Origin of the sequence: Collinsella aerofaciens ATCC 25986 (assembly GCF_964239575.1) — a bacterium.
GTDB lineage: Bacteria > Actinomycetota > Coriobacteriia > Coriobacteriales > Coriobacteriaceae > Collinsella > Collinsella aerofaciens_BQ.
On the sequence record NZ_CAXSQQ010000015.1, the window covers coordinates 25,604 to 43,139 of the forward strand.

The window sequence follows — 17,536 nt, forward strand, 5'->3', positions numbered from 1 at the left end:
ACCTTACCTACCGACGAACCCAACTGAGGTGCCGCGCTCGGCGACCGATACATACATACGCTTGAACGGTATTTACTACCGTTCACCGAATTCATTGACAAATGATTCGCCAGACAGTATGTATCGGCGAGGTGAGATATCAGTCTTCGTCAACCCGCAGGATAGCAGGGTTTTCGCTTGGGTTAGTCAAACGTTTTAGCGTTAATAAAACCCGAAACCAGCAGGCAATCATGGCGAAATAAATGGTTGAAAATCGCGCAATCATGTATATCAGTTGTTTAGGCTCGTGTTTAGCTATCGGAATGGCCAGCCGCCGCCTCGGCGCGCTCGGCATTCCATGCAACGAGCGCCTCGTGGACCGCCTTGGCAACATCGGCAGGTATGCCGCGAACTTCCGCGATCTCTTGCTCGCTCGCCGCGCGCAAACGCTTCATCGAGCCAAAATGGCGCATAAGGGCACGTTTTCTGGTGGGTCCCACGCCCGGAACGTCATCGAGTACCGAAACCGTCATGGCTTTATCGCGCAACTCACGGTGGAACGTGATGGCAAATCGGTGGGACTCATCGCGTACCTGTTTAATTAGATAGAGCGAAGCAGACCCGGTCGGCAGCACGACAGGAGTCTCGTCCCAAGGCACAAAAACTTCCTCGTCGGCCTTCGCCAAGCCACAAACTGGTATATCGAGCCCAAGAGCCTCAAGTTGCTTGATCGCAGCGGTCAATTGCGGCTTACCGCCATCGACAACGAGCAAATCGGGGCGCGAGCCAAAGCGCTCGTCGGCCATGCGCTCGGGAGCATAGCGTCGTCCCAAAACCTCGGACATCGACACGAAGTCGTTTGCCTCGTCCAATTCGGCCTGAATTTTAAAACGACGGTACTGGCTCTTGTCGGCGCGCCCGTTGGTAAACACCACCATCGAGGCGACCGTAAAGGTGCCATGCAGTGTAGAGATATCGAAGCACTCGATACGCAACGGCGGCGATGGCAGCGCCAACGCACTTTCGAGCTCCAGGAGCGCTTGATTGGTGCGGTCGTCAGCGTACCCCGTTCGCATCATGTAGCGCATGAGGGCATGGCGCGCATTTTTGGATGCCATATCGAGCAGACGGTGCTTTTCGCCACGCTGCGGCCTATGGAGATGACAGGAACGCTCACGCTTGCCCGCAAGCCACTCCCCCAGCGCCTCCGCATCCTCAAGCTCGACGGAAAGGTTGACCTCAGCTGGAATATCAGCCGTCTCGTCGTAATAGCGCTTAAGAAAGCCCGACTGGAGCTCTTCCTCGTCAACATCAAGACCCTTGTCGAGAATGAACTCGCAGGTGCGAACTGTTCGGCCCTCGCGAACGACGAAGACGCAAGCGGCGGAGATGGTCTCCTCGCGATAGAACCCGATGACATCGATATCGACACTGGAGGGAAAAACGACTTGCTGACGATCGTCCAGACCCCTGATGACCTCCAAACGACGTTTGACGCGTGCCGCGCGCTCAAAGTCGAGCGCCTCGGCGGCATCCGTCATCTCGGAGGTCAGCTCATCGACGACATCCTTGCGATGGCCCGACAAAAAGCGCTCGACACGCTTGACGTTCTTGGCATAGTCTGCCGGGGAAATCGCGCCGACACACGCACCCGGGCCGCGCCCGACATGGTAGTCAAAGCAGGGACGCCCGTTTTGTGCGCAAATCATATTGACGATGTCTTCCTCGCCCTTGTGGGACTCGATGGTACGGCGACAACGACGCCACTCCGCACAGGATGCAGAGCAGATGGGGATAACCTTGCGCAGCGTATCTATCGTCTCACGTGCCGCACGGCTATCGGTATAGGGTCCAAAATAGCGCGTTCCCGGCTTATGACGCTCACGCGTGTATTTGATCGCGGGATACAGGTCGCCCTTTGTAATGGCGATAAAGGGGTAGCTCTTGTCATCCTTGAGGTCGACGTTAAAGTACGGATGGTACTGGCCGATCAGGTTGCGCTCGAGTACAAGCGCCTCATGCTCGGTTTCGACAACGATGTAGTCAAAGCTCGCCACCAGCTGCATCATCAGCGGGATCTTTTGACGCTCATCCTGCAGTGTCACGTATTGACGCATGCGGGCGCGCAGGTTTTTCGCCTTGCCCACGTAGATGACATCGCCCTTGGCATCCTTCCAAAGGTAGCATCCGGGCTGTGTGGGAACGCGCGAAACCTGCTCGGCAAGCGTTGGTATGTTGTCGTGACCGGCCACGCGCACCTACTTGCGACGAAGCAGCGCCGAGACCTCGGGCATCTTAAGGACGACGGCAAGGCCAAAGGTAACAACAAGCGAGGCGACACCCGCAACGCAAACGTAGCCAAGAGTAATCAGAATCGAGCCGCCAAGTGCCCCGACAAAGTGTTCAAGCGCCCACATGACGCCGGCGCCTGCGGCAGCACCTAGGCCACCGAGCAAAAGGCCAAAGAAACCGCCATGTAGGATAGATTTGACCTGAAGGCCACGCAGGCGACGACGCAGCCACCACAGCGAACAGCCGACCAAGATCACGTAGTCGACGACATACGAAAGCGCGATTGCCGGCATACCGAAGCCCAGCACAACGCCAAACAGCAGAACCGAGCCGGCCTGGCCGATGGCGGAATACAGGCAATAGCGGCTATAGGGCTTCATGTCGAGCAAGGCAGAGAAGCTCTTCTGCATCAACACGACCACGCCGTAGAGCGGCAGCGAGAGCGCCAGGTAGACAAGGTACTCGGATACCAGCGCCACGCCGGATTCATCGAACTTGCCAGCACAGTAGATCAAATTGAGCGGACGTGCGAAGACAATCAGGTACAGTGCGAACGGAATCAGGAAGAACAGCATCTGGGCGACGCCACGCGAAATGCCCGTGCGAACGCTGTCGTAATCCTTCTCCTGTGCGTCATGAGAGAGCTCGGTATAGAGCGCCGTCGAAAGCGAGGCGGCAATCAGCGCGTAGGGCAGCGTGTACCACAGGCGCGCATAGGCGATGACGGAAGGACCCGTCTCGGGCTGGACCACCAGCGCGGCAGCGTTGGTGATAGAAGTCGAGACAAACATGCACACCGTGGCGAGCAGCGTCGGGATACCGAGCGCAATCGTCTGGCGCAGCGCGGGGTCCTTAAAGTCGATATGGATATGGGGATGCACGCCGTGCTTGCCAAGCGCGGGAATCTGACATGCCATCTGAACAAAGACACCGAGGGTCGTACCGGCCGCAATCAAGATGATGCCGGCACGTTCGCCAAACTGTGCGGACACGGGCGCAAAACCCATAAAGCTCGCAATGACGATCACATTGTTGAGGACCGGGGCAAACGTCGACCAAAAGTAGTCGCGGTGTGCGTTGAGAACGCCCGAGAACACCGAGCCCAAACCATAAAACAGAATCTGGATGGCAAAGAAACGGAACATGAACGCAGCGGTATCCATGCTGCCACCGTCACCCGAAAGGAACGATTGCGTCCAGATAAAGCCCGGGGCGAACACGGTCCCCAGCAACGAAATGCCACCCAGCACTAAAAGCAGAATGCCGAGCAGGTTGCCCACGTACTCGTTCGAGGCCTCGCGACCCTGCTCACGCCTCACGCCCATGTACACGGGCAAAAACGCCGTCACGAGCATGCCACCCATCACGAGTTCGTAGAGCATATTGGGCAGGTTGTTGGCGACCTGATAGGAGGACGAGAGTAGCGACATGCCGATAGCGGCCGCCATTGCCCACGTGCGGATAAAACCGGTGACGCGAGACACGATAGTCAGGATGGTCATAAGCCCGGCGGAACGACCAACCGTGGAGTAGTCCGACGAGCCCATGTCGTCAGTGTCATCTCGCGACGAAGAAGCTTCGGATGAGGGCGTCTGAGGCGCAGATTCTTTTGCAAAATGAGCTCCGCGCTTCAATTCTTCCTGCGGCATCGCTCAGTCCTCTCTCGTAATCGCGGCAACCGTCGCCCCGCAAAATGCAATTAAATCATCGGGTGCAAGCTCGAGCTGATAACCACGCTTGCCTCCCGAAATAAAAATGGTATCCCAAAGGACACACGTCTCATCAATGAGCGTCCGGTAGCGTTTTTTCATACCGACCGGGCTGCAGCCGCCGCGAACGTAGCCAGTCGCCGCAAGCAAATCCTTCACATGCATCATAACCAAGGACTTCTCCCCCGCGGCACGCGCGGCGGACTTTAGATCGAGCTCATCGGCAACAGGGATGCAGCACACGACATGGTCGTTGGACGGCGTCACGCAGACCAAGGTCTTAAATCCTTGACCGGGCTCCTCGCCAAGCTGCTCCGAAATCGCGACCCCCAGGCCCACCGACTCATCACCATCGTCTTCGTACGTATGTAGAACATAGGAAATGCCGGCGCTTTCCAGCTCGCGCATCGCATTGGTTTTTGGCGTCTTTACAGCCTTTGCCATGACATATCCTTTCCCTCGCATTCGGACGCAAAGATTAAGTATATGTCCAATTCGGCTGCATACGTCACTTCGGCACAGCAAGCGCCATCGAATCACAAGGAGTCGTTGGCGCCCATAAACTGAATCGCCTATTTATTGAGCATCAAGTTGAGCCTGACGCTCCCGGTCACGCCTGAGCAACGGCGCCAAAAACTTGCCCGTATAACTCTGCGGACAGTCCGCAACCTGCTCCGGTGTGCCCGAAACCACGACGGTTCCGCCGCCGTTACCGCCCTCGGGACCCATATCGATCAGGCGGTCGGCAACCTTGATGACATCAAGGTTGTGCTCAATCACCAGCACCGTGTTGCCCGCATCGACCAAGCGCTGCAGCACATCGAGCAGCTGGCGGACGTCCTCAAAATGAAGACCGGTCGTCGGCTCGTCCAAAATATAGAACGTCTTGCCCGTCTGGCGTCGATGAAGCTCCTTGGCGAGCTTCACACGCTGCGCCTCGCCGCCCGAGAGCGTCGTGGCGGGCTGGCCCAGGCTCACGTAGCCCAAGCCTACATCGTACAGCGTCTGGAGCTTTCGCTTGATCTGCGGGATATTCCCAAAGAAGGCCAGCGCCTCGGTGACGCTCATGTCGAGCGCGTCCGAGATGGTCTTGCCACGGTAGGTGACCTCGAGTGTCTCGCGGTTGTAGCGTTTACCGCCGCAAACTTCGCAGGGAACGTAGATATCGGGAAGGAAGTGCATCTCGATCTTGATCTGCCCGTCGCCCTTGCACGCCTCACAGCGCCCGCCACTCACATTAAAGGAGAAACGACCCGGCGAGTAGCCGCGCGCCTTCGACTCCGGCGTACTCGCAAACAGCGCGCGAAGATCATCCCACAGGCCGATATAGGTAGCAGGGTTGGAACGCGGCGTGCGGCCAATCGGCGACTGGTCGATATCGATAACCTTATCGATACACTCGATGCCCTCGATTTTCTTATATGGACCCACAGGGCGCGTCGAACGGTGAATGGCATTCGTAAGGGCAGGCGCAATGGTATCGGTAACCAGGGAGCTCTTGCCCGATCCCGACACGCCGGTAACAACCGTAAGCGTACCAAACTCGATTTTGGCAGTAACGTTTTTGAGGTTGTTGGCTCGAGCGCCCGTAATTTTAAGGCAGCCGCGACCGGGCTTGCGCCGTTCATCAGGCACCCGGATCATTCGTTTGCCGGTCAGATAAGCGCCCGTCATCGACTCAGGACACGCCATGATATCGGCAGGCGTTCCCGCCGCGACTACGTGTCCGCCGTTGACGCCGGCGCCGGGCCCCATGTCGATCACGTAATCGGCGGCACGGATTGTATCCTCGTCGTGTTCGACGACGATAACGGTATTGCCGATATCGCGCAGGCGCTCGAGCGTCTTGATCAAGCGCTCGTTGTCACGCTGATGAAGACCGATCGAGGGCTCGTCCAGAATATAGAGCACGCCCATGAGACCCGCGCCGATCTGCGTTGCCAGGCGAATACGCTGCGCCTCGCCACCGGAAAGCGTCGCCGAGGCACGATCGAGCGTCAGATAGTCGAGTCCAACATCGACCAGAAAACGCAAGCGCTCCAGGATTTCCTTGACGATACGGCCGCCGATAAACTGTTGGCGCTCGGTGAGTTCCAGGCCCTCAAAAAACTCGAGCGATTCACGGCACGACAGGCAACAAACCTCGTAAATGGACTTGCCGCCCACGGTGACGGCGAGCATCTCAGGGCGCAAACGAGCGCCGTGGCAGCTCGAGCACGGCTCCTCGCGAATGTACTTCTCCAGGCGCGCCTTGGTGTTCTCGTTCGTCGTCTCGGTATAGCGTTCGTACAGGATGTTGCGAACGCCCGAAAACTTGGTATCCCACTGGCTGCGACGTCCGTCGAGCTTTTGGTAGTCGACCGAGATCTTCGTATCGCCCAGGCCATCCAAGAATGCACGACGCACGCGAGGGGGCAAGTCCTCCCACGGCGTATCGGTGCTCACCTTAAAGTGTTTGCAGACCGCAGCAAAAATCTGCGGATAGTAGTTCGAGTTGCCAAACAGGCTACCAAAGACTCCGTCGGCAATGGACTTCGAGGGGTCCTCGATCAACGCCTCGGCATCAACGGTTTTCTTAAAGCCCAGGCCGTCGCACTCAGGACATGCGCCATAGGGAGCGTTGAACGAAAAATCACGCGGCTGAAGATCGTCAATGGAGTGACCATGCTCCGGGCACGCCAAGGCCAACGAATACTCCAGCAGCTCGCCCTCGGTCCCCTCGGGAGCATCACGATCGGGCAGCATGTACACGTTTACATTGCCGTGAGCCAGCGCGGTCGCCTGCTCAACAGACTCGGCGATACGGCCCAGAGAGTTCTCACGGATCACGATGCGATCGACTACGACCTCGATATCGTGCTTGAACTTCTTGTCCAGATCGATCGGATCGTCGAGCGAGCGCACTTCACCGTCGACACGCACGCGGCTAAAGCCCTCGGCGCGAAGGTCCTCAAACAGTTTGGTGTACTCGCCTTTTCGCCCGCGCACCACCGGTGCCAGCACAAACGCGCGGCGGCCCTCCCCCGCCGCCAAGACCTTGTCGGCAACCTGGTCGGTCGTCTGACGCTCAATGGCGCGGCCGCATTCGGGACAGTGCGGGGTGCCCACACGGGCGAACAGCAGGCGCAGATAGTCATAAATCTCGGTTACGGTGCCAACCGTCGAGCGAGGGTTTTTAGACGTCGTCTTTTGGTCGATCGACACTGCCGGCGAAAGGCCGTCGATTGAATCCAGGTCGGGTTTGTCCATCTGACCCAAGAACTGGCGCGCATAGCTCGAAAGGCTCTCGACGTATCGACGCTGGCCCTCGGCATAGATAGTGTCAAATGCCAGCGAGCTCTTGCCCGAGCCAGAAAGACCGGTAATGACCACGAGTTGGTCACGCGGAATGGAAACATCGATATCACGGAGGTTGTGCTCACGAGCGCCGCGAATAACGATAGAAGAATCAGACATGGAAGCTCCTTGCCTCCTATTGCATCGAATCATACTGCCGATGAGTTTAGCGCACTCGACGCGCACAGATGTTCGTAATACAAGATTCGCAGACCTTTAGCTTTGCGTATCGGGCGCTTTGTTTCTCGAAATGTCGTGGAAAGGTTACAGTAATCTAATACTGAACTTAATTTGCCGTAACAGAGGAACGTCCATGACCGAAGATATCCCCCTTGAAATCACTTCGAGCGACATGGCCAATCTGCCCATATTCATCGCCGTCCTTATCGTGGCCATCGTCGTGGTGCGCGTATATTTTTCAATCAAACACAATGAAAAGCCGCCCATTGCCCGCGTCTTTTGGTGCGCGACGCTCCTCATCCCGCTCGGCATGGTAGCTGCATGGATTACGAATCAATTGCTCGTAAATGAGGACAATTCCCTATGGGTCCTTTCTTATTCGGCGCTCGGTGCTACCGCCGTCATACTTCTTGTCGAGCCCTTGGTTTCGGGACTTATCGACCAAACCGATCTTGCGACGGGAACGGTTGCCTGTATTTGCCGTGACGTCCTTGTCATCGCCGCTGTTTCAGCGCTCTCGTTCGTTTCACTCGAAATTGCCTGCAACGAAACGTTCTATCGCATTCCCGCCAACTCATTCGGGTTTTCCGTCGGGCTGCTCGCGACGGTTCTGCTCTCCCTTTATTTGCTGGGACAGCGTCATGGAGGCGTCATGGCCCTCGTGCCCGTCGCCTGTTGCATCCTTGGCATTGCCGAGCACTTCGTCATAACGTTTAAAGGCGAGGCCATCCTGCCAAGCGATATCTTGGCCCTTGGCACCGCAATGGAAGTGAGCGAGGGATACGAGTTTACCTTTACCGCCGGAATCGTAACCTCTCTAGCCCTGCTGGAGATTTCCCTGGGGCTTCTTTCGCTTATCCGACCGAGAAAGCTCCGTACGCCCACCCATGTCTTCCCCGCAATCGCCGCTAACCTCTGCGCTTTTCTGCTAGTGGCCGTTGTGGAGCTCTCGGGCTTTTCCAGCATCGACTTGGAGCAGGCGCTGGATTTTGGATTTGACCGTTGGCAGCCCATCATCACATATACGTCTCAGGGTTTTATCACTTCGTTCACCGAAATGGTCAACGAGTTGCCCATTGAGAAGCCCGAAGGCTATACGCCCGATGAGGCGCAGAGCATCGAGCAGGAGCTCGCCGCCGCCTACGACAGCACGTATGGCTCGAGCGAGCAGCGCGCGGCTGCCGTTGCCCAGTTCAATGAAATCAAGCCGACGATTGTTGCCGTCATGAACGAGAGTTTTAGCGACCTTTCGTGCTTTGAGCAGCTCCAGGCGGCCGGGTACACCGGCCCCGCATTCTACAACTCGCTTCCCGACACACTTGTTCGCGGCACCATGCTCGCTTCGGTCACCGGTGGCGGAACGGCAAACTCCGAATTCGAATTTTTGACCGGAGCGACAACGGCCTTTGTCGGATTAGGCAAGATCCCCTATCAGCTGTATCAGATGAATGGCGTCAACAGCCTGGCAAAGGACCTTAAAGAGCTTGGGTATACCGCTACCGCTATGCACCCGCAAAACCCCGTCAACTACCATCGAGATAAGATCTATCAGCAGCTGGGCTTTGGAGACTTTCTTTCAATCGGCGATTTCGAAGGTGCGCCCTGTTACCATGCCGGCGTATGCGACTACGCCACCTACGACAAGATACTCGACCTGCTTAGAACCAACGAAGCGCCGCAGTTCATCTTTGACGTCACGATGCAAAATCACGGCGGCTACGACTATGGCACCGTTCCCGCCGAGGAGCTGACAAACTATTGGGTCGAGGGAGCCAGCGAGGGTGCCAATAGCGCGCTCAACACCTATCTTACCTGCATCAACGCATCCGACCGGGACCTCGAGTACTTTATCAACGAGCTCCGCAATATCGGCAGACCGGTTGTCCTTGTCTTTTTTGGCGACCATCAGCCGAGCGCCGCAACGACTCTCAACGACGAGCTGTACCCTCAGGAAGATACGGCAAGCCACGCTTTCCGTATCTATCAGTCGACATATTTTGTCTGGGCTAACTATGAAATCGCCGGCAATACCGAGCTCAACGTCTACGACACCGTCGGGGCAAACGAGATTGCAGCCATTACCCTTAATAAGATCGGCGCCCCGCTCACCGACTATCAAAAGGCTCTGCTTGCAACAAGGTCAGATGTGCCCACCATCAATGTCGCCGGCTACCTTGGTGCCGACGGGCTGCGCTACGACTTGGAATCTGAAGACAGCCCATACGCCTCGACGATCGACAAGCTGCAGCGCATGCAATACCTCGAGTTCGCTAGCAAAGTTCAGTAAGCCCGCCCATTCGCTTGGACCCATCGTATTGCAAGCACGCTCGGCCCAAATGCATCGCAAATGACTCCCGCTCGCAAACGAGGGTACAATGACGCTCGTGTCACATCACGGGGCTCCGGCCCCAACATATACAAAGGAGTCATACATGGGTTGCGAGCACGCACAGGCCGCCGGCGGACAAACGTCGCCGTCGCAATTTGAGGAGAACACGCTGTCCGAGGTCAAACGCGTCATCGCCGTGCTTTCCGGCAAGGGCGGTGTCGGCAAGTCGTTTGTCACCGGTGCCATCGCTACCGAGCTTGCCCGTCACGGCCACAAGGTCGGCGTCCTCGATGCCGACATCACCGGTCCCTCTATCCCCAAGATGTTCGGTATGAGCGGACGCCACGTCCATGCCCTTGGCAACCTTATGCTGCCCGAAATCTCCGAGCACGGCGTCAAGGTCATGAGCTCCAACCTGCTGCTCCAAAACGAGACCGACCCCGTCCTTTGGCGCGGTCCGGTCATCGCAGGCGCCATTAGGCAGTTCTGGAGCGAGACCTCGTGGGGCCCCATCGACTACCTGCTGGTCGACATGCCTCCGGGAACAGGCGACGTCGCTCTCACCGTCTTCCAGTCACTGCCCGTCGACGGCATCGTCATCGTCACGAGCCCGCAGGATCTGGTCTCGATGATCGTCGCCAAGGCGGTCAACATGGCCGAGAAGATGAACGTCCCCATTCTGGGCATCGTCGAAAACATGAGCTATATTGAGTGCCCCGACTGCGGCAAGAAGATCGAGGTCTTTGGCAAGAGCAAGCTCCCCGAGGTCGCAGAGCGCTATAACCTCGACATCTTGGGCACGCTTCCCATCAATCCGTCACTCGCCGAGGCCTGCGATAAGGGCGAGGTCGAGACCGCGCTGCCCGATGGCATGTTGCCCAAGGCAGTCTCTGCCGTCGAGGCCATTACCCCGCACGAGACCGACGAGGCCTAAGTGAACACGAGCGCCTTCTATGACGTCCTGGTAATCGGCGGCGGGGCTTCAGGCCTCGCCGCCGCCATTACGGCCGCACGTGCTGGTAAAAGCGTCTGCATCGTTGAGCGCGATGTCGCCTGCGGCCTTAAGCTCCTTGCGACCGGTAACGGCCGCTGCAACCTCTCCAACGAATCGATTGATCCTCAGCGGTATAACCACCCCGCATTCGTCGAATCCGTCATGGGCCCCCAGCCCGAACAAGAGCTTATGGGTTTCTTCTCCTCGCTGGGCATCATGACAACCTCCGAGGAAGGCCGGCTGTACCCGCGCTCCCTTCGCGCCGAATCGGTGCGCGACGCGCTTCTCAACGTTTGCAACCGCCTAGGTATCACCTTAATCTGCGGAGCCAACGTTGCCTCGGCGCACAAAGTTTCCGAAGGCTGGGCACTCCAAATAGACCGTCCAGCGCGGGCGCTCAAGGCAAAAAAGCACGACGACCGAAAATCGGAGCTCCGCTCGCTTCGGAAAACGCTCGCCGATGTCCCTCGCAAGAACGAGGCCCTGCAGGCACATGCCGTAATTATCGCCACGGGCGGCAACCCCACCGGTATCGCCGATGCGTTTAGCCTCCCCCTCACTTCGCTGCGCCCCATCCTCTGCCCCGTATCGGCAACGGTCGTTGGCGATCGGGCGGCACTCAAGACGTTGGATGGTCTGCGCGTCCGCGCCCGCTTGACGCTCACCCGTAACCATAGTGAGCTCTGGCACGAAGACGGTGAAGTACTGTTTCGAGCCTTCGGCATCTCGGGCGTCGCTGTCTTCAACCTCTCCCGTCGTATCCAGCGCGGCGATACCATCCTGCTCGACGTTTTCCCCGACCTCTCCAAAGACGAGCTGCTCGATATGCTCAACCGGCGCGTTGAGCTGCTCGGCGGCTTTTCGCCCCGCGATCCCCGTTGGCTCGACGGCATGCTCGCCCCGCAACTCTCCCGCGTCGTCTGTACAGCGTTCGAGCAGTGCCATCCAGGCTCCAACGATGTCATCCACCTGGTCTCGATCCTCAAGCACTTTAAGTTGCTCGTCGAGGGAACAGCCGAGGAGCGCTCGGCGCAGGTCACGCGTGGTGGCGTATCTGTCGAGAGCATCTCAACACCCAGTCTACGCGCGCGCAGCGTTGTCGACGCCCCGCTTTACGTCTGCGGCGAAGCGCTCGACATCGACGCCGATTGCGGAGGCTTTAACCTTGCGTGGGCCTGGCTCTCGGGCATTCGCGCTGCAAGCAGCCTGTAGCCGCGCAGTCTATAATCAAAAACGCATTCGGGCCGTCTGGGATACCGGACGGCCTCTTTCTTGCCTCTAAGGAGACCTCGATGATCGAAATCACCCAAGTCAACGCGTCGCTCGATGAAGCCGGCGATGAAAATACCTGCCTCATTGTTGGCAAGCGAGTCGCCAAGCGCATCCTACGTTGCAAGGACTCCGAGATCAAGTCCATCGAACTCCACCGCAAGTCAATCGACGCTCGCAAAAAACGAGACGTCCATTTTATCCTGAGCTTTCGTGTTGAGCTGACTAGTCCCCACCTCGAGCGAGAAGCGGTCGACAGCGTTGCCGAGCGTGACCGCTCGCGCGTACGCGCGATAGAAGACGATGAGCCTTCATTCCCCTCCCCCGTCTCCGACGCACCTCAAGAACGCCCTGTCGTTGTCGGCGCCGGATGCGCCGGCCTTTTCGCTGCGCTCACGCTCGCCAAAGCAGGTCTTAAGCCCTTGCTTATCGAGCGCGGCGACCCGGCATTTCGCCGCTCGCAGACGATCGACCTCTTTCTAAAGGAGCGCATCCTCGACCCCGAGAGCAATATTCAGTTTGGTCTGGGCGGCGCGGGGACCTTCTCGGACGGCAAGCTCAATACGGGAACAAAAAATCCCGCCCATCGCCTTATCCTCGAAACCTTCGTCGAGGCGGGTGCGCCCCGCGATATTCTGTGGGATGCCAAGCCGCACATTGGCTCCGACATCCTTCCCAAGGTTGTCACCGCTATATCCCAGCGCATCGAGCAGCTCGGAGGTGTCGTCCGTTATCGAACGAAGCTCGTCGACATTCGCATCGACGCGTCTGGCGCCATCACCGGTATTGATGTCCAATCGTCCCAAGACGCCGCTTACGAGCCAATCGAGACAAAGCACCTCATCCTCGCCTGCGGGCATTCTGCTCGCGATATTTTTGAGCTCCTTAAGGACCACAACGTGGCCTTCGCACAAAAGACCTTTGCCATGGGCGTTCGCATCGAGCATCCGCAACGCGACATCGACAGAGCCCAATATGGAGCCTCGGCGGGACATCCAGCGCTCGGGGCGGCCCCCTACAAACTTGTTGCCCATCTTCCCAACGGCCGCAGCGTGTTCTCGTTTTGCATGTGCCCCGGCGGACAGGTTGTTGCCGCCTCTTCAGAACCGTGCCATCTGTGCGTCAACGGGGCTAGTCTCAATGCCCGCGACGGACGCAACGCAAATGCCGCCCTGCTCGTTAACGTCACGCCTGAGGACCTTCCCAACGATGACCCGCTCGCCGGCATCGAGCTCCAGCGTGCCTGCGAGGCGGCCGCCTATCGCCTGGGCGGTTCCAACTGGAACGCACCGGCACAACTCGTCGGAGATTTCCTCGCAGGACGCGCCAGCAAGGCGCCCGGAAAGGTAAAGCCCACCTATCCGCTCGGTGTGACCTGGACGGCAATTGACGAAGCCCTACCGCAGCATATCGTCGAGTCGCTCCGCCTGGGACTTCCCCTACTCGGAAAAAAGCTACGAGGCTACGACCGTCCCGATGCCGTTCTTACCGGCGTGGAGACTCGTTCGAGCTCACCGGTCACTGTTACCCGAGACCGAACGTGCCATGCCGTGTCGACCCCGGGCCTCTACCCTTGTGGTGAGGGAGCTGGATATGCCGGCGGCATCATGAGCGCGGCCACCGACGGCATCCGTTGTGCTGAAGCCCTGATCGCAGACCTCTAACGCACAAATTCCAGCGCGCAAAAGACATAGGCCCCGAGCTCCACAGGGAACTCGGGGCCTGTTCGCTATTTCTTAAACCGTGCACCCTGGCGTTTTCTGCCCGATGCGAACGTGGAACCCTTGCGGGCCTGCGAGCGTAAGCGCTCGATCGTCTCGTCCTCAGACGCACCCTCGAGCATCACCCGAATCTGAACGACAGCATCGCGCAGGCGCGCCGCCTCCTCAAAGTCCATAGCGGCAGAAGCGTTACGCATATCCTCTTCCATGGTTTCGACGATCCGCACAAGCTCGTCATGCGGCAGTTCTTCCAACTGCTCCGCAAGTGTCTGCTCGGGCGCCACCGTTTCCGGCACACCGCCCTCGCCCGACTCATCGGGCGTATAGAATGCGCCATGGCCAAGAGAGTCGCCCTTCGAGCGTCCCTTGGAGCCCACAGTTTTTTCGGCCTCGGCAATAAAACTTGAGATGTCGTTGATGGCCTTGCGCACTGTCTTGGGCACAATGCCATGTTCTTCGTTGTATGCCATCTGAATCTCGCGACGGCGCTGCGTCTCCTCGATGGCCTCTTTCATCGAATCGGTCACAACGTCTGCATACATGATGACTTCACCATCGGCGTTACGGGCCGCACGGCCAATCGTCTGAATCAGCGAACGGCGGTTGCGCAAGAAGCCTTCCTTATCGGCATCGAGAATTGCCACCAGTGAGACCTCGGGGAGATCCAAGCCCTCGCGAAGCAGGTTGATGCCAACGAGAACATCGATCTTGCCCTCGCGCAGCGTTCGCAGGATCTCGACACGGTCCATTGTCGCCGTATCAGAGTGCATGTAATTGACCTTAATGCCCGCGTCGAGCAGATGGTCGGTCAGGTCCTCGGCCATGCGCTTGGTCAACGTGGTCACCAGCACGCGCTCCTTGCGGGCAACGCGCTCGCGAATCTCGTCCTCAAGATCGTCAATCTGGCCGCGAACTGGACGCACGTCAATCTTGGGGTCGAGCAGGCCAGTCGGACGAATAATCTGCTCCACATCGTTTTGGCTCACCCGCAGCTCGTAGTCGCCCGGCGTGGCCGAAACATAGATAAACTGGGGTATCCTTGCCTCAAACTCATCGAAACGAAGTGGGCGGTTATCGAGCGCTGAGGGCAGGCGAAAACCGTGTTCCACCAGCGTCACCTTACGCGAGCGGTCACCTTCGTGCATGCCGCGAATCTGCGGCACCGTCACATGGCTCTCATCGATGATGCAGAGCATATCCTTGGGAAAGTAATCGATTAGGGTAAACGGCGGCTCACCCGGCTTGCGACCGTCCAGATGACGCGAGTAGTTCTCGATGCCGTTGCAAAAGCCCATCGTCTCGAGCATCTCAAGATCATAATCGGTGCGCTGCTGCAGACGCTGCGCCTCGAGCAACTTGTCGGTCGCCTTGAGCTCCGCCACGCGCTTCTCGCACTCTTCGCTGATCGATTTCAGAGCAGCCTTGACCTTCGGCTTCTCGGTCACGTAGTGTGATGCCGGCCATACGGGGATGGCCTCGTACTCACGAAGCATCTCACCGGTGACCTCATCGATCTCGGCAATCAGCTCGACCTCGTCGCCAAAGAACTCAAACCGCAACGGATGCTCGGCATAAGGCGGATACACGTCGACAACATCGCCGCGCACGCGGAACGTGCCACGCGCCAGGTCATAGTCATTGCGATCATATTGAATGTCGATAAGCGCATGGATAAAGTCATCGCGCTCGAGCGGCACCTTCTTGTCGACGTTTGGAGCCAGACCCGCATAGTCCTCAGGAGAGCCAATGCCATAGATACACGAGACCGATGCGACAACGATCACATCACGTCGAGAGAGCAGTGACGCGGTCGCCTGATGGCGCAGCATCTCGACCTCTTCGTTAATCGAGGAGTCTTTCTCGATATATGTATCGCTTTGCGGCACATACGCCTCGGGCTGATAGTAGTCGTAGTACGAGACGAAGTAGACCACAGCGTTATTGGGAAAGAACTCTTTGAGCTCGCTCGCAAGCTGAGCGGCGAGCGTTTTATTCGGAGCCATGACAAGGGTCGGCTTACCCAAGGCCTCAATGGTTTTGGCCATCGTAAAAGTCTTACCCGAACCAGTCACACCCAGCAAAACCTGATAGCGGTCTCCATCCCTCACGCCCCGCACAAGTGACTCAATGGCCTTGGGCTGGGAACCGGCAGGCTCATAGGGGGAAACGACTTCAAACGGCACCTCAGCGCCCTCAACGCCAAAGCGCTTAAGTTCACCACCAACGCGTTCTACTTCAAATTCCGCCATGGATACTCCTAACTCATACATCTGCAGTATACGCAGGCGGTGGGCTTAGTCCTATACGAACCGATCGGGATAGAGAGTCTTATATCGAACCCAGGCATTATTGACGCGAATCAGATAAGCCTGAGTTTCAGGGAAGGTAATCGCATTATGGAGTGACGTGTTCTGCTGCGCCCATCCGTCGACATTGCCCATACCGGCGTTATAGGCGGCGATGGCACTATCCGTCGACCCGTTGAAATAGGCGAGAAGATACGAGAGGTATGCGCAGCCAAACTCGATATTCGTAGCCGGATCGTTAAGATTGTCGGCCGAATACTCCCCTCCGTCGACAAGGCCCTTGGCGATCATATCCTGGGCAGTCTCGGGCATCAGCTGCATCAATCCCTGAGCACCCTGATTCGACTCGGCCTCGGGATCCCAATTCGATTCCGACTTAATGACAGCGCACACCAGATACGGATCCAGATTATGCGAAATACTGGATTGCTTTACATACACCTCGTAGTCAATCGGATACAGCGGCTTAAAGAAAGCGGCAGGGGCACACGAGTAGACGAGCGAAATAAGGCCGAAGACGAACACAACGGCAAGTGGCGCCACGCGATACCACGTAAAGAAACGTGCCTTAGGCATCGGCCTCCTCCTCATCCGAAGTATCTATAATCCCGTGGCATGCAAGCCATGAGTCAAGCTGCTCAAAGAGCGAATTATCGGCTGCCGAATTATCAATCACCGTTGTAGCGAGATTGCACAGCGCAGACTCATCGGGCTGGCAAGCAGAACGGGCATCGAAATCAGATGGCTCCATGCCACGTTGAATAGCGCGCTCGCGACGAACTGACAAAGGGGCGCTGATGACCAGAATTTCATCAGCCAAGCCAAATGCATCCTCAAAACCAGTCGGAGCAGAAACCTCGACCACCGAAAAGGGATAACGGGGAGATGAAACCGTACAACAAACCGGATCGAGAATCCTAAGCGAAAGCTGTTCAATGAGAACGGGATGCACAATGCCATTGAGCCGTGCGACCGAATCAGGAGAAGCAAAAGCTCGAGAAGCGAGGATGCTGCGGCGAATGCCGCCATCCTCATCCAAAATGTCCCAACCGAATTCATCCGCGAGAGCATTGACGATATCAGAGCCCGGCACATACAGCGATTTTGCAAGCTCATCCAGATCGATTAGCATAGCGCCACGAGATTCGAAATAGCGGCAGGCAGTCGACTTACCCGAAGCAATATTGCCCAAGACAAATACGGTAAACATCAAGCCCTCCCTAACGCCAATGCGAGTAATTATCGCTCAAATACACTAGAAGGACTCAAAATACAGCCAAACAGTAAGAGCGCATACGGGGAAGCTAAATCCCGAAGTACAACGTGTATATACACAAAAAAGGGGGAGGCCGCGAGGCCTCCCCCTTCTCAGTTCAAGCGTACGGCTCGGTGCCGTCCACCGGTCAGCGGCGCCCTGGCCT

The 17,536-nt window shown here is 57.6% G+C and carries 11 protein-coding genes; 4 read left to right on the top strand and 7 right to left on the bottom strand.

Annotation, left to right across the window (positions count from 1 at the left end; all coding sequences use genetic code 11):
• Positions 1-290: 290 nt before the first annotated feature.
• The 4 genes from uvrC to uvrA form a co-directional block, all read right to left on the bottom strand.
• On the bottom strand, positions 291-2,231 hold the full coding sequence (gene uvrC, locus ACESUZ_RS07350; protein ID WP_324249602.1) for an excinuclease ABC subunit UvrC: 1,941 nt from the start codon (positions 2,229-2,231) through the stop codon (positions 291-293).
• Positions 2,232-2,237: 6 nt separating this feature from the next.
• Entirely contained in the window at positions 2,238-3,818 is a 1,581-nt protein-coding gene (murJ, locus tag ACESUZ_RS07355; protein ID WP_373199310.1) for a murein biosynthesis integral membrane protein MurJ, read from the bottom strand.
• Positions 3,819-3,923: 105 nt separating this feature from the next.
• On the bottom strand, positions 3,924-4,424 hold the full coding sequence (gene ybaK, locus ACESUZ_RS07360) for a Cys-tRNA(Pro) deacylase (protein WP_117848725.1): 501 nt from the start codon (positions 4,422-4,424) through the stop codon (positions 3,924-3,926).
• Between the two features lie 132 nt (positions 4,425-4,556).
• On the bottom strand, positions 4,557-7,436 hold the full coding sequence (gene uvrA, locus ACESUZ_RS07365; RefSeq protein WP_373199312.1) for an excinuclease ABC subunit UvrA: 2,880 nt from the start codon (positions 7,434-7,436) through the stop codon (positions 4,557-4,559).
• Positions 7,437-7,629: 193 nt separating this feature from the next.
• Between uvrA and ACESUZ_RS07370 the strand changes: the two genes are divergently transcribed.
• The 4 genes from ACESUZ_RS07370 to ACESUZ_RS07385 all read left to right on the top strand — a co-directional run bounded on the left by ACESUZ_RS07370 (position 7,630) and on the right by ACESUZ_RS07385 (position 13,752).
• Positions 7,630-9,783: an LTA synthase family protein gene (locus tag ACESUZ_RS07370; RefSeq protein WP_373199313.1), complete on the top strand. Its 2,154-nt coding sequence runs from the start codon at positions 7,630-7,632 to the stop codon at positions 9,781-9,783.
• Positions 9,784-9,928: 145 nt separating this feature from the next.
• The gene (locus ACESUZ_RS07375) at positions 9,929-10,759 is read left to right on the top strand and encodes an Mrp/NBP35 family ATP-binding protein (protein WP_055310500.1); all 831 of its coding nucleotides are present in this window, start codon (positions 9,929-9,931) and stop codon (positions 10,757-10,759) included.
• Positions 10,760-12,031: an NAD(P)/FAD-dependent oxidoreductase gene (locus tag ACESUZ_RS07380; RefSeq protein WP_373199315.1), complete on the top strand. Its 1,272-nt coding sequence runs from the start codon at positions 10,760-10,762 to the stop codon at positions 12,029-12,031.
• An 80-nt stretch (positions 12,032-12,111) separates the two neighbouring features.
• Positions 12,112-13,752, top strand: coding sequence for an NAD(P)/FAD-dependent oxidoreductase (locus tag ACESUZ_RS07385; RefSeq protein WP_373199317.1), 1,641 nt, complete (start codon positions 12,112-12,114; stop codon positions 13,750-13,752).
• 65 nt (positions 13,753-13,817) lie between these two features.
• On the opposite strand, the gene uvrB is transcribed toward ACESUZ_RS07385, so the two are convergent.
• The 3 genes from uvrB to coaE are packed head-to-tail and all read right to left on the bottom strand — an operon-like array spanning position 13,818 to position 17,325.
• Positions 13,818-16,058 (bottom strand): excinuclease ABC subunit UvrB, encoded by a 2,241-nt coding sequence (gene uvrB / locus ACESUZ_RS07390; protein WP_373199319.1) that lies wholly within the window; start codon positions 16,056-16,058, stop codon positions 13,818-13,820.
• A gap of 51 nt (positions 16,059-16,109) precedes the next feature.
• Positions 16,110-16,691: a lytic transglycosylase domain-containing protein gene (locus ACESUZ_RS07395; RefSeq protein WP_373199320.1), complete on the bottom strand. Its 582-nt coding sequence runs from the start codon at positions 16,689-16,691 to the stop codon at positions 16,110-16,112.
• The gene (gene coaE, locus ACESUZ_RS07400) at positions 16,684-17,325 is read right to left on the bottom strand and encodes a dephospho-CoA kinase (RefSeq protein WP_373199322.1); all 642 of its coding nucleotides are present in this window, start codon (positions 17,323-17,325) and stop codon (positions 16,684-16,686) included. The genes ACESUZ_RS07395 and coaE overlap by 8 nt, the downstream gene beginning before the upstream one ends.
• Between the last annotated feature and the right edge of the window lie 211 nt (positions 17,326-17,536).

What these genes read in the sequence shown, in the direction of transcription:
- ACESUZ_RS07395 (WP_373199320.1), bottom strand. Translation starts at nt 16,691, where the DNA reads ATGCCTAAGGCACGTTTCTTTACGTGGTATCGCGTGGCGCCACTTGCC.
- uvrA (WP_373199312.1), bottom strand. Translation starts at nt 7,436, where the DNA reads ATGTCTGATTCTTCTATCGTTATTCGCGGCGCTCGTGAGCACAACCTC.
- ACESUZ_RS07385 (WP_373199317.1), top strand. Translation starts at nt 12,112, where the DNA reads ATGATCGAAATCACCCAAGTCAACGCGTCGCTCGATGAAGCCGGCGAT.
- ybaK (WP_117848725.1), bottom strand. Translation starts at nt 4,424, where the DNA reads ATGGCAAAGGCTGTAAAGACGCCAAAAACCAATGCGATGCGCGAGCTG.
- ACESUZ_RS07370 (WP_373199313.1), top strand. Translation starts at nt 7,630, where the DNA reads ATGACCGAAGATATCCCCCTTGAAATCACTTCGAGCGACATGGCCAAT.
- coaE (WP_373199322.1), bottom strand. Translation starts at nt 17,325, where the DNA reads ATGTTTACCGTATTTGTCTTGGGCAATATTGCTTCGGGTAAGTCGACT.
- ACESUZ_RS07375 (WP_055310500.1), top strand. Translation starts at nt 9,929, where the DNA reads ATGGGTTGCGAGCACGCACAGGCCGCCGGCGGACAAACGTCGCCGTCG.
- murJ (WP_373199310.1), bottom strand. Translation starts at nt 3,818, where the DNA reads ATGGGCTCGTCGGACTACTCCACGGTTGGTCGTTCCGCCGGGCTTATG.
- uvrB (WP_373199319.1), bottom strand. Translation starts at nt 16,058, where the DNA reads ATGGCGGAATTTGAAGTAGAACGCGTTGGTGGTGAACTTAAGCGCTTT.